Origin of the sequence: Roseovarius sp., from assembly GCF_965277045.1 — a bacterium.
GTDB lineage: Bacteria > Pseudomonadota > Alphaproteobacteria > Rhodobacterales > Rhodobacteraceae > Roseovarius.
Window position 1 is genome coordinate 2,797,855 of record NZ_OZ255712.1, and the last position, 12,431, is coordinate 2,810,285.

At 68.8% G+C, this 12,431-nt stretch carries 12 protein-coding genes; 11 read left to right on the forward strand and 1 reads right to left on the reverse strand.

Going from position 1 to position 12,431, the window contains the following annotated elements; all coding sequences use genetic code 11:
• Position 1: 1 nt before the first annotated feature.
• From cobN to cobJ, 5 genes are read left to right on the forward strand one after another with little or no spacing between them, the layout of a single operon-like run.
• Positions 2 to 3,277: a cobaltochelatase subunit CobN gene (cobN, locus tag ACQY4V_RS14010; protein WP_428512647.1), complete on the forward strand. Its 3,276-nt coding sequence runs from the start codon at positions 2 to 4 to the stop codon at positions 3,275 to 3,277.
• Positions 3,274 to 4,404 carry a cobalamin biosynthesis protein CobG gene (locus ACQY4V_RS14015; protein ID WP_428512649.1) on the forward strand — a complete coding sequence of 377 codons (1,131 nt, stop codon included), beginning with the start codon at positions 3,274 to 3,276 and terminating at the stop codon, positions 4,402 to 4,404. Before cobN ends, ACQY4V_RS14015 begins: the two co-directional genes overlap by 4 nt.
• Positions 4,404 to 5,033, forward strand: coding sequence for a precorrin-8X methylmutase (locus tag ACQY4V_RS14020; protein ID WP_428512650.1), 630 nt, complete (start codon positions 4,404 to 4,406; stop codon positions 5,031 to 5,033). Before ACQY4V_RS14015 ends, ACQY4V_RS14020 begins: the two co-directional genes overlap by 1 nt.
• A complete protein-coding gene (locus ACQY4V_RS14025) occupies positions 5,030 to 5,761 on the forward strand; it encodes a precorrin-2 C(20)-methyltransferase (protein WP_428512652.1) in 732 nt (243 codons plus the stop codon). Before ACQY4V_RS14020 ends, ACQY4V_RS14025 begins: the two co-directional genes overlap by 4 nt.
• Positions 5,758 to 6,510, forward strand: a complete 753-nt coding sequence (gene cobJ, locus ACQY4V_RS14030; RefSeq protein ID WP_428512654.1) for a precorrin-3B C(17)-methyltransferase — start codon at positions 5,758 to 5,760, stop codon at positions 6,508 to 6,510. Before ACQY4V_RS14025 ends, cobJ begins: the two co-directional genes overlap by 4 nt.
• Here the strand turns inward: cobJ and ACQY4V_RS14035 are convergent.
• On the reverse strand, positions 6,483 to 7,232 hold the full coding sequence (locus tag ACQY4V_RS14035) for a cobalt-precorrin-6A reductase (RefSeq protein ID WP_428512656.1): 750 nt from the start codon (positions 7,230 to 7,232) through the stop codon (positions 6,483 to 6,485). The two genes, cobJ and ACQY4V_RS14035, sit on opposite strands and share 28 nt — an antisense overlap.
• Between ACQY4V_RS14035 and cbiE the strand changes: the two genes are divergently transcribed.
• The 6 genes from cbiE to cobF all read left to right on the forward strand — a co-directional run bounded on the left by cbiE (position 7,231) and on the right by cobF (position 12,396).
• Positions 7,231 to 8,415: a precorrin-6y C5,15-methyltransferase (decarboxylating) subunit CbiE gene (gene cbiE, locus ACQY4V_RS14040; protein WP_428512658.1), complete on the forward strand. Its 1,185-nt coding sequence runs from the start codon at positions 7,231 to 7,233 to the stop codon at positions 8,413 to 8,415. The genes ACQY4V_RS14035 and cbiE overlap by 2 nt on opposite strands.
• Positions 8,412 to 8,768, forward strand: a complete 357-nt coding sequence (locus ACQY4V_RS14045) for a cobalamin biosynthesis protein (RefSeq protein ID WP_428512660.1) — start codon at positions 8,412 to 8,414, stop codon at positions 8,766 to 8,768. The genes cbiE and ACQY4V_RS14045 overlap by 4 nt, the downstream gene beginning before the upstream one ends.
• The gene (cobM, locus tag ACQY4V_RS14050) at positions 8,765 to 9,568 is read left to right on the forward strand and encodes a precorrin-4 C(11)-methyltransferase (RefSeq protein WP_428512662.1); all 804 of its coding nucleotides are present in this window, start codon (positions 8,765 to 8,767) and stop codon (positions 9,566 to 9,568) included. Before ACQY4V_RS14045 ends, cobM begins: the two co-directional genes overlap by 4 nt.
• Positions 9,565 to 10,872 carry a cobyrinate a,c-diamide synthase gene (locus ACQY4V_RS14055; RefSeq protein WP_428512664.1) on the forward strand — a complete coding sequence of 436 codons (1,308 nt, stop codon included), beginning with the start codon at positions 9,565 to 9,567 and terminating at the stop codon, positions 10,870 to 10,872. Before cobM ends, ACQY4V_RS14055 begins: the two co-directional genes overlap by 4 nt.
• Entirely contained in the window at positions 10,872 to 11,591 is a 720-nt protein-coding gene (gene cobA, locus ACQY4V_RS14060; RefSeq protein WP_428512666.1) for a uroporphyrinogen-III C-methyltransferase, read from the forward strand. Before ACQY4V_RS14055 ends, cobA begins: the two co-directional genes overlap by 1 nt.
• Positions 11,592 to 11,658: 67 nt before the next feature.
• The gene (gene cobF / locus ACQY4V_RS14065; RefSeq protein ID WP_428512668.1) at positions 11,659 to 12,396 is read left to right on the forward strand and encodes a precorrin-6A synthase (deacetylating); all 738 of its coding nucleotides are present in this window, start codon (positions 11,659 to 11,661) and stop codon (positions 12,394 to 12,396) included.
• Positions 12,397 to 12,431: the final 35 nt, after the last annotated feature.

Consider the following 12,431-nt stretch of genomic DNA (forward strand, 5'->3'; position numbering starts at 1 on the left):
GATGCACGTCGTCTTCCGCGAAAGCCACGGTCTGGAAGAAACCGACTCCCCGACCGACCTGGGCCAAAGCCCGGCGGATCTGGTGGTATTGTCGTTTTCCGACAGCGACCTTGGCGCCTTCGCAGAAGGCTGGCATCGGCGTCGCGACGGTCTGCCCGGTCTTCGCCTGGCAAACCTCACAGCCCTGCGGCACCCGCTGTCGGTCGACACCTATGTCGAACAGACGCTGACCGGCGCCAAAGGCATCCTGATCCGGCTCATCGGCGGGGTGCCTTACTGGGAATACGGGCTTCAGCAGGTCCTGGCGCTGGCGCAGGAAAAAGGCATCGCGCTCGCCGTCCTGCCCGCCGACGGCCGGCCCGACCCCCGGCTCGACGCCTATTCCACCCTGCCTGTCTCGACCCTGCGGCGCCTCGCCGAGCTTTGCGACAACGGCGGCAGCATCGCGGCACAGGCCGCCCTTCAACAACTGGCCTTGGCCGCCGGGCTCTATGCCGCGCCGGTGCGCGGGGCCAAGGTGCTGCCCATGGTGGGCGCTTGGACGCCCGAGCACGGTGCCTGCTGCCCGCTCGTCGACCTGCCCGTCACCCAGACCCGCATCCTGATCGTCTTCTACCGCTCCTACGTGGTGGCCGCCGACCTTGCCCCGATCGAGGCACTGATGCAGGCCTTTCAGGGGCGGGGCCACCATGTTCGCGCGCTCTTCACCCCTTCGCTCAAGGCCCCCGAGGCGGCAGGCTGGCTGCGCCGGCAGGTGCAGGCCTACGGCCCCCACGCCATCGTCAACGCCACCGCGTTTTCCGGCAAGGGCGATAACGGCACCTCGCCGCTCGACGCAGGCAACGTGCCGGTGTTCCAGGCCGCGCTGGCCACCTCCACCCGCGACGCCTGGGACGGCTCCGAGCGCGGCTTGTCACCCGCCGACCTCGCCATGCATGTGGTCCTGCCCGAGGTCGACGGCCGCCTGACCGGCGGCACGGTCTCGTTCAAGGAACCGGGCGTGCGCGATCCGGACCTCGAATTCTCCCGCTTCGCGCACCGGGCCGAGCCGGACCTGACCGCCGCACTCGTGGCCCGCGTGCAAGGCTGGCTCGACCTCGCTGCCAAGCCCGCCGCGTCGCGTCATCCGGCGATTATCCTCTCCACCTATCCCGGCAAGGATTGGCAAATGGGCCACGCCGTGGGCCTAGACGCCCCCGCCTCGGCCCGCGCCATCCTGTCGGACCTGCGCGACGCGGGCTATACGCTGGACGCGACCCCTACGGCACTCGAAGACCGCCTGCTGGCGCGCGACATGCGCCTGCCGCTTGAGGATTACAAGACGCTGCTGGCGCGCCTGCCTTTCCCTCTGCGCGAGGACCTCTACCTGGCCTGGGGGCGGCCAGAGGACGAAGCTGATGTCGTGAACGGGGAATTCCGTTTCGCCGCCCTGCGCCTCGGCAACGCCATCGTCGCGCTGCAACCCGAACGCGGCACGCCCAAGACCCGCGACGACGACTACCACGACCTGTCCCGCGTGCCGCGCCATGCCTATGTCGCCTTCTACCTCTGGCTGCAAACCCAGGCCGACGCGCTCATCCACATCGGCGCGCATGGCACGCTTGAATGGCTGCCGGGCAAGGCGGTCGCCTTGTCCCCCGCCTGCTGGCCCGAGGCGCTGACCGGCGCGCTGCCCGTCATCTACCCCTTCATCGTCAACGACCCCGGCGAGGCCGCGCAGGCCAAGCGCCGCATCGGCGCCGTGACCTTGGGCCACGTGCCCCCGCCGATGCAAGCCAGCGCAGCGCCTGACCGCCTGTCAACGCTGGAATCGCTGCTCGACGAGTTTTCCACCGCCGACGGGCTCGACCCCCGCCGCCGCGACCGCCTGCAGGCCGATATCCGCGCCGAGGCGCAAGCGCTTGGCGTCGAGGACGATCTGGGCCTCGACCGCGCCACGTCGACCGCCGAGGCGATCACCCGCATCGACCGTTTCGTGTGCGACATCAAGGAAAGCATGTTCGGCGACGGGCTGCACATCTGGGGCCGGCCGGATACCGACGCGGAACCGATGCAACACAGCGCCCTGGCCGAGCAGCAGTCGCTGCTCGACGCGCTCGACGGGCGGCGCATCGCGGCGGGCCCCTCCGGCTCGCCCTATCGCGGCCGCGACGACGTGCTGCCCACCGGGCGCAACCTCTTCACCACCGATCCCCGCTCTGTTCCCACGCGGGCCGCACACGCCCAAGGCGTCAAGCTGGCCGAGGAACTGATCCGCCGCCATCTGCAGGAAGAAGGCGACTGGCCCCGCGGCCTGATCGTCGATCTCTGGGGGTCTGCCACCATGCGCACGGCGGGCGAAGAATTCGCCATGGCCCTGCATTTGCTGGGCGTCAGACCGATCTGGGACAAGGGCTCGGAACGGGTCTCGGGGCTCGAAGTACTGCCCATCGCCGAACTCGACCGCCCCCGCATCGACGTCACCCTGCGCGTCTCTGGCCTCTTCCGCGACGTGTTCCCGACGCTCTCGGGCCTCTTCTCGCAAGCCGTGAGGGCGCTGGAACAACGCGACGAAGCTCCCGACTGGAACCCCTATGCCGGTCACGCCTCCGGCGCGCGGGTTTATGGCCCCGCCCCCGGCAGCTTCGGCCTCGGCATGGGCGCCGCGCCCGAAACCTACACCGCAGAGGCGCGCACCCAGGCGGGCGAGGCCTGGCTCTCCGCCTCCGCCTGGGCGCTCGACGGCGACGAGGCCACGCGCGACGACGCAGGCATCCGCGCCAGGGTCGAGAATGCCGACAGCTTCGTCCATCTTCAGGACCTGCCCGAAACCGACCTTCTGCTCGCTGCCGACTACGCCACGCACGAGGCGGGGTTTGCCGCCGCGCAATCGGTGACTGGCGGGCGGGCCGCGCTTTATCATCTCGACAACACTGATCCCTCGCACCCCCGCGCCCGCACCCTGCCCGAGGAGATCGCCCGCGTCGTCCATGCCCGCGCCACCAACCCCGGCTGGATCGCGGGCATGAAGCGGCACGGGTTCAGAGGCGCGGCCGAGATCGCCGCCACGCTCGACCACATGGCCGCCTTCGCCAACCTCGCACAAGTCGTCGGTCCGCATCTCTTTGACGCGTACCACGACGCGACGCTGGGCGACCCCGAGACCGACACCTTCCTGCGCGAGGCCAACCCCGAAGCGTATGCCGCCATGCAGGACCGGTTCCGCGCCTTGCTCGATGCCGGCCTCTGGCAAACCCGCCGCAACGCGATCCTGGCCGGGCTGGAAGATAGCGCATGAACGGCACCGCCCCCCCTGTCGTCAAAGGCTGGTGCCCCGGCGCGCACCGCCCGATGATGTCGGGCGACGGGCTGGTCGTGCGCGTGCGGCCTTTCCGGGGTGAGCTGACCAAGGCGCAGGCGCTGGGCTTGTGCGATCTGTCGCAGCGCTATGGCAATGGCGTGATCGACCTAACCTCGCGTGCCAACCTGCAACTGCGCGGCGTGGCCGAGGCCGACCATCCAGCCCTGCTTGCCGCGCTCGACACGCTCGGCCTCATAGATGCAGACCCCGCCATCGAGGGTCATCGCAACATCCTCATCCCCGCCCGGCGCGATGCGGGCGGGCTGGCCGACCGGCTCTATGACCGGGTCCTCGCCACCCTTCCTGACCTGCCCGCCCTGCCCGAGAAGATGGGCTTTGCCATCGACACCGGGCCCGGTGCGTGCCTCGGCGACGGCTCTGCGGACTTCCGGTTCGAGCTGGACACCTCCGGCGCGCTGCTCCTGCGCGCCGACGGCGCGCCCAAGGCCCGCCTCGTGACAGAGGCCTCGGCCGCGGGCGCCCTTCTGGACCTCGCCCGCTGGTTCGCCGAGACCGGCGGCCACGCGGCGGGCCGCATGGCGCGGCATCTGGCGACGACCTCCCTTCCCCAGGATTGGACTGTCGCGGAACCGCGTACGCAGTCCGCCCCAAGCTTCCCCGGTCCCGGACCCGAGGGGTTCATCCTCGGTGCACCATTCGGCAAAATGGCCGCCACCGACCTACAGACCCTGCTGGAAACCAGCGGCGCATCGCACATCCGCCTGATGCTGAGCCGCCTTTTTCTGCTGGTGGACGGCACGCCCGGCGACACGACTTTCGTCACCGAGCCCGGCAATCCGCTCATGTCCGCCCACGCCTGCCCCGGTGCACCCTTCTGCCCGCAGGCAAGTGTGGCCACGATGGACATAGCCGGCGATCTCGCCTCCCGCGTTTCCGGCACGTTGCATGTCTCTGGCTGTGCCAAGGGCTGCGCCCTTCCCCGCGGAGCAGACACCACTCTCACCGGGCGCGACGGACGTTTCGACCTTGTCCGCAACGGAGCGCCGTGGGACACACCCTGCGCACGGGGCCTCAGCCCCGAAGACCTGAACGAGACCATTTGATGCCATACGAATACGAAAAGGACGGCGCGGCCATCTACCGCGAAAGCTTCGCCACCATCCGGGCCGAAGCCGCGCTGTCGCGGCTCGACCCCGATGAAGAACCCATCGCCGTCCGCATGATCCACGCCGCCGGCATGGTCGGGCTGGAAGAGCATGTGCGCTTCTCCCCCGGATTTGCCCGCACCGCCCGCGCCGCGCTTGAAAACGGCGCGCCGATCTTCTGCGATGCGCGTATGGTCTCCGAAGGGGTCACGCGCAGCCGCCTGCCCGCCGATAACGAGGTGATCTGCACCCTGCACGCCGACGGCATCGTCGAGCGTGCGCGCGAAATGGGCAACACGCGCTCCGCCGCCGCGCTGGAACTGTGGCGCCCGAAACTGGCCGGGGCGCTGGTGGCCATCGGCAACGCGCCCACCGCTCTTTTCCATCTTCTCAACATGCTCGAAGACCCGGACTGCCCGCGTCCGGCGGCCATCATCGGCTGTCCCGTCGGCTTTGTCGGCGCGCGCGAATCAAAGGATGCGCTCTGGGCCGATCAACCGGTGCCCTGCTGCATCGTCGAGGGCCGCTTGGGCGGCAGCGCCATCACCGTGGCCGCCATCAACGCCATCGCGAGCCGCGCGGAATGAGCACGCCCGGCACGATCTGGGGCGTGGGGCTCGGCCCTGGCGATCCCGAGCTTCTCTCGGTCAAGGCCGACCGCCTGCTGCGCGGCGCGCGGCACGTCGCGTTTTTCCGCAAGGCAGGCAGACAGGGACAGGCCCGGCGCATCGTCGAGGGGATGCTGCGCGACGACGTCACCGAGATCGCCATGGAATACCCGGTCACCACGGAAATTCCGCTTACCGATCCGCGCTACAACGAAATTCTGTCGGCATTCTACCAGGCCTGCACCGACCGCCTGCGCGCCCTGTCCGACGCGGGCGAGGACGTCGTGATCGTCTGCGAGGGCGATCCGTTCTTCTACGGCTCTTTCATGCACCTGCATTCACGCCTGCGCGACCACTGCGCGGTGCAGGTCGTGCCTGCCATCACCGGCATGTCCGCCGCATGGACGGCCACCGACGCGCCGATCACCTGGGGCGACGACATCCTTTCGACACTGATGGGCACCCTGCCCGAGGAGACGCTGGTCGAACACATGGCGCGGGCCGACGCGCTGGTGATCATGAAGATCGGCCGCAACATCGATAAGATCCGCCGCGCCCTGCGCCGGGCGGACCGGTACGATGCGGCGTGGCTGGTGGAATACGCATCGATGCCCAACCAGACGGTACAGCGCCTGTCCGAGGCCGAGGACAAGATCACGCCCTACTTCTCGATCATCATCGTGCACGGGCAGGGTCGGCGCCCATGACGGGAAGCGTTGTCATAGCAGGCCTCGGCCCCGGCGCGGACGACCTGGTGACGCCCGAGGTCACCGCAGCACTTGCCCAGGCCACGGATGTGGTCGGCTACATTCCCTACGTCGCCCGAGTGGCCGAACGCCCCGGGCTGACGCTGCACCCCTCCGACAACCGTGTCGAGCTGGACCGCGCCCGCCACGCGCTGGACATGGCCGGCGCGGGCAAGCGCGTGGTCGTCGTGTCCTCTGGCGATCCGGGCGTCTTCGCAATGGCCTCTGCCGTTTTCGAGGCGGTCGAGGCCGGCCCGACGGAATGGCGCGAGCTCGACATCCGCGTCTTGCCGGGCATCACCGCCATGCTGGCCGCCGCCGCGCGCGCCGGGGCGCCCCTCGGACACGATTTCTGCGCCATCAACCTCAGCGACAACCTAAAGCCCTGGGCGCTGATCGAAAAACGCCTCCGCCTCGCGGCAGAGGCGGATTTCGCGATGGCCTTCTATAATCCACGGTCGAACTCCAGACCCGAAGGCTTTGCCAAAACACTGGACATCCTGAACGCCGCCTGCGGCGACGACCGCCCGGTGATATTCGCCCGCGCCGTCAGCACGTCAGAAGAATCTTTGCGCGTCGTGCCCTTGTCACAATGTACGCCCGATATGGCCGACATGCGCACAGTCGTGCTGGTCGGCAACTCGACCACCCGCCTGATCGAACGTCGCGGCGCGCCCATCGTCTATACGCCGCGTGCGGTAACGCCATGAAGCCAGTCCAACGCCTCTTGGACGCTATGCGCCTCCGTGCGAGGCGGGATGGCGGGCCGGTCGATCATCACCACCGGAAGGCCAAGCTGCCGCGCCGCGATGATCTTGGCCTGCGCCCCCGTGCCACCCGCGTTCTTGGACACGACCAGGTCGGTGCCATGCGCCCGCATCAGTGCCAGGTCGCCCTCAAGGTCAAACGGACCACGGTCGACAACCACCTGCGCCTTGGGCAGCGGCAACCCTTCCGGCGCATCGACCAGCCGCAACAGGTAGTCATGCTGCGGCTGCGCGGCAAAGGCGGGCAGGTTCATCCGCCCCAGCGCCAGGAAAACCCGCCGCGCCGGACCGGCCAACGCGGCCGCCGCGCCCTCTACATCCCGCACATGGGTCCAGCGATCCTGCGCCCCGGCCTGCCACGGCGCCCGGGTCAGCGCCAGCAAGGGCAGGTCCAGCGCATCACAGGCGGAGACCGCGTTGGCGCTCATCTGCGCGGCAAAGGGATGGGTCGCGTCTATCACATGGGTCACGCCCTGCGAGCCGAGATAGTCGACAAGCCCGTCCACCCCGCCGAAACCTCCAACGCGCACCGGCAACGGCTGATCCGCGGGGGTCTTGACCCGTCCCGCAAGGCTGATCGTCGCGCGCACGCCCTGCGCGGCCAATGCCTTCCCCATTTGCATGGCTTCGGTCGTGCCACCCAGCAGCAGAACGGTCGGTGTCATGTCTGAGGCTCCGTGGCTGACGATCATCGGTGTGGGCGAAGATGGCCCGGACGGCCTGTGCGCCGCAAGCCGATCCGCGCTGGACGCGGCGGAAATCGTCATGGGGCCACAGCGGCACCTGTCACTGATCCAGACATCCGCCCGCACGATCCCCTGGCCCGTGCCTTTTTCACAGGGCGTCGAAGACCTGCTGGCCCTGCGCGGCACGCCCTGCGTCGTCCTGGCGTCCGGTGACCCGTTCTGGTTCGGCGCAGGCACGACGATCACCGCCCATCTGGACCCGTCCGAATGGCGCGCCCTTCCGGGCCGGTCGACGTTTTCGCTCGCGGCGAACCGCCTCGGCTGGCCGCTCGACCGCACGATCTGCACCGGCCTGCACGCGGCACCGCTGACCCGCCTGCGCCCGCACCTGTCCCCAGGCGTGCGCCTTATCGTCCTGCTGCGCGATGGCGACGCGGTGACAGAGCTTGCGGCCTATCTGTGCGACACCGGGTTCGGCGCATCGGCGGTGACCGTTATGGAAGCAGTTGGCGGCCAGCGCGAACGGATCACGCAATGCACCGCCGACACCTTGTCGGGCAACTTCGCCCACCCGGTCTGCGCCGCGATCGAAGTCGCGGGCAACGGCCCCGTCCTGCCCCGCACCAGCGGCCTGCCCGACACGCTCTTTGAAACCGACGGCGTCATGACCAAGCGCCACATCCGGGCGCTGAGCCTCTCTGCACTCGCCCCCCGTCCGGGCGAGCACCTTTGGGACATCGGCGGCGGCTCGGGCACAATCGGGATCGAGTGGCTGCTGTGTGACGCGTCTCTCACGGCCAGCGTCGTCGAGCCCCGCGCCGACCGCATCGCGCTGATAAACGCCAATGCCCGCTCGCTCGGCGTCGACCGCCTGCACGTGGTCGAAGGCTCGGCCCCCGCCGCCCTGAAAGACCTGCCGAAACCCGACGCCGTCTTCATTGGCGGCGGTCTTTCCTCCGACCTTCTGACCTTTATCGAAGGACTGAAAGACGTGCGCATCGTCGCAAACGCGGTCACCCTTGAATCAGAGGCGCTTCTGGCCGACGCCCACGCCCGACGCGGCGGCGAGCTGCACCGCTTTGAAGTGGCACAAGCGCAACCCATGGGACGCAAACGCGGCTGGGCGCAGGCCTACCCGATCACGCAATGGAGCTTTCCATGATCGTCGCCGGGATGGGATTCACCACCCGCGCCACGCGCGAGTCGTTCCGCGATGCGTTGGCCCGGACCGGCGGCACACCCGATGCGCTGGCCACCGCGCGGGACAAGGCCGATCAACTGGCGCCCTTCGCCCGCGAACTCGGCCTGCCCCTGCACGCGGTGCCACCCGAAGAGCTGGCGCGGCAAGCCACGCAAACCGTCTCGGCGGCGTCCCTGCGCGCACGCGGCACCGGCTCGGTCGCCGAAGCGGCGGCCCTTGCCGCCGCAGGCCCCGGCGCAACACTGCTGGCCCCCCGCTGCATTTCAACCGACCGCATGGCCACCTGTGCCCTGGCCCAAGGAAAGACCCCATGACCGTTCATTTCATCGGCGCCGGACCCGGCGCGCCCGACCTTCTCACGTTGCGCGGCCGCGACATCATCGCGTCCTGCCCGGTCTGCCTCTATGCCGGATCTCTGGTGCCCGAGGCGGTGCTGTCGCATTGCCCCGACGGCGCACGCATCATCAACACGGCGCCGCTCGATCTCGATCAGATCATCGCGGAAATCCAGACCGCGCATCAGGACGGCCACGATATTGCCCGCCTGCATTCCGGCGATCTTTCCGTGTGGTCGGCGATGGGCGAACAGATGCGACGGCTTCGGGCGCTGGACATCCCCGTGTCGGTCACACCGGGGGTCCCCGCCTTCGCCGCCGCCGCGGCGGCACTGGGCGCGGAATTGACCCTGCCCGGCATTGCGCAATCCGTGGTGCTGACCCGCACGCCCGGTCGCGCCTCCTCGATGCCCACGGGCGAGACGCTGACCAACTTCGCCGCCACCGGAGCGACGCTCGCGATCCACCTGTCGATCCAGAACCTCGACACCGTCACCGCCGACCTCACCCCGGCCTACGGCGCCGACTGCCCGGTCGCCGTGGTCTACCGCGCCTCCTGGCCGGATGAGCAGATCATCCGCGGCACGCTCGGCGACATCGCCGCCCGCCTGGGCGAGAACATCACGCGCACCGCGCTGATCCTGGTAGGCCCCGCGCTGGCAGGCGAAGGCTTCGACGAGTCCTGCCTTTATGCGGCGGATTACGACCGCCGCTACCGGCCGCAAAGCGCCGACAGTCCCTGGTCTGACTGGACGCCGGAAAGTGAAGGCACGTCATGAGCGCGGGCCTGCTGATATCCGCGCCGTCGTCGGGCACCGGCAAGACGACGGTGATGCTGGGCCTCCTGCGGGCGCTGGCCGATGACGGGCTCAAGGTGCAACCGTTCAAGTCCGGCCCCGATTACATCGACCCCGCCTTTCACAAGGCCGCCTGCGGGCACGACAGCTTCAACCTCGACGGCTGGGCCATGGGCAAGGGCCTGTGGCAGGCCATTGCAGGACAGGCCGCAGGCGCGGATATCTGCGTGGCCGAAGGCTCGATGGGGCTTTACGACGGCGTCGCCACGCGCGGCCAGCAAGGCTTCGGGTCAAGTGCGGAAACCGCGCAGGACATGGGCTGGCCCGTGGTGCTGGTGCTCGACGTGGGCGGCCAGGCGCAATCCGCCGCCGCCACGGCTCTCGGATTCCGACAATACATGCCCGATCTGCCCTTCGCCGGGGTCATCCTGAACCGCTGCGCCTCGCCCCGCCACGAGCGGCTGACCCGGCTGGGGATGGACCGCGCCGGGATGCCGGTTCTAGGCGTCCTGCCCCGGCGCGGCGACCTGACCCTGCCGGAACGCCACCTGGGGCTGATCCAAGCGGTCGAACATCCCGACCTCGACGCCGCGATCGCCGGTTATGCCGAATTTCTGCGCGAGAATGTCGACCTGGACGCGATCAAATCCGCCGCCCGCGGCGCACCACTGCCCGCGCCCGCCGCGCTGCCCCGCCCCCCCGCGCAACGCATCGCCATCGCCCGCGATGCCGCCTTCAGCTTTACCTATCCGCACCTGCTGGAAGGCTGGCACGCCGCCGGGGCCCAGATCCTGCCCTTCTCTCCCCTCGCGGATGAAGCGCCCGACCCCGATGCCGATCTCGTCTGGCTGCCCGGCGGCTATCCGGAGTTGCACGCCGGCAAGCTGGCCGCCGCCACGCGGTTCCGCGACGCCCTGCGCAAACACGCCGAGTCAAAGCCGGTGCACGGCGAATGCGGCGGCTACATGGCCCTTGGCCAGGCGCTGATCGACAAGGACGGCACGCGCCACGAAATGGCCGGGCTCCTGGGTCTCGTCACGTCCTATGAAAAGCGCAAGTTCCACCTCGGATACCGGCGCGCGACCCTCTCGGCTCCGATGCCGGGGTTCGATGCAGGCGCAACCCTGCGCGGTCATGAGTTCCACTATTCCACCATTCTCGACCAACCGGACGCACCGCTGGCGCAGGTCGCGGATGCCGATGGCAACCCCGTGCCGGAAACCGGCTCGACCCGGGGTCACGTGTCCGGCACGTTCTTTCACCTCATCACCGGGGACGAGACGTAATGACCGGCTTCGTCTCCTTCGTGTCCTCGGGTCCGGGCGATCCGGACCTGCTGACGCTCAAGGCCGTCGACCGGCTCAAGCGCGCCGACGCCGTGCTGTTCGATGACCTGTCCTCGGGCCCGATCCTGGCCCACGCACGGCGCGGAGCCGACCTTGTGGGCGTGGGCAAGCGGGCTGGGCGCAACTCGCCCAAGCAGGACCACGTCAGCCGCCTGCTGGTGGACTACGCCCGCCTGGATCAGCGGGTCGTGCGCCTGAAATCCGGTGATAGCGGCGTGTTCGGCCGGCTCGAGGAAGAAATCGTCGCCCTCAAGGCCGAGCATATTCCCTACGAGATCATCCCCGGCGTCCCATCGGCGAATGCCGCCGCGGCCGCAGCCGGCATTCCCCTGACGCGCCGCCTGACGGCCCGGCGCGTCCAGTACATCACCGGCCACGACGTCACCGGCGCCTTGCCCGAGGACGTCAATATGGCCGCCCTTGCCGATCCGGCCGCGACGACCGTGGTTTTCATGGGCAAGCGCACCTTTCCGCAACTGGCCGCACGCCTGATCGATGCGGGCCTTCCGCCCGAGACCCCCGCGATCCTGGCCGAAGCCGTCAGCCGCCCCGAACAGAAGATCAGCCGCCACACCGTCGCAACCCTGTCCGACCTGCTGGCGCAAGAGAGCAGCGACCATCCCGCCCTCATCCTTTACGGATCTCTGGCAGACACATGATGCAAAGACGCGCCCCACATTCCCGCGCCCTTCCCGCTGCGCGGCGGGCCCAGACCGGACCCTGCCCATGATCGACAATCTCTGGCTCATCGGGATCGGAACGGGCAACCCCGCGCATGTCACCCTCGAAGGGGCGGATGCGCTGCGGAACGCCGCCGTCATCCTGCTGCCGACGAAAGGCGACGACAAAGAAGATCTGGCCCATCTCAGACGCGCCATCATCACCGCGTCCGGCAGCACGGCCCGCATCGTCCCGTTCGAGTATCCGGTACGCGACCCCGATCTGCCTTACATGGAACGCGTCGCCGCCTGGCACGACGAGATCGCACAACGCTGGATCACGGCCCTGCACGGGCAGTCCGTCGACGGACCGGTCGCCCTGCTCGTCTGGGGCGATCCGTCGCTCTACGACAGCACCATACGCATCGCCGAACGTCTCACTCCAAAGCCGGCGATCCGCGTCGTGCCCGGGATCACGGCAATTCAGGCACTCACCGCGGCCCACTCGATTCCCCTCAACACCGTGGACGGCCCCGTGCGCATCACGACCGGACGGCAACTCCGCGAAACCGGCCTGCCTGAGAATGAAACCACCGTCGTCGTGATGCTGGACGGTCTTTGTTCCTTCCAGCAGATCGACCCGAACGGTCTCCATATCTGGTGGGGCGCGTATCTCGGCTCCGACAAGCAGATCCTCATTGAAGGAGCTCTGGTCGACGTCGGGCAAAAAATCGTGGAAAAACGCAATGAGGCGCGCGCCGCAAACGGTTGGATAATGGACAGCTACCTGTTGCGTCGCATCTGAGGGGAACAGCCCACCGCGCTATCAGCGCGCTAAGC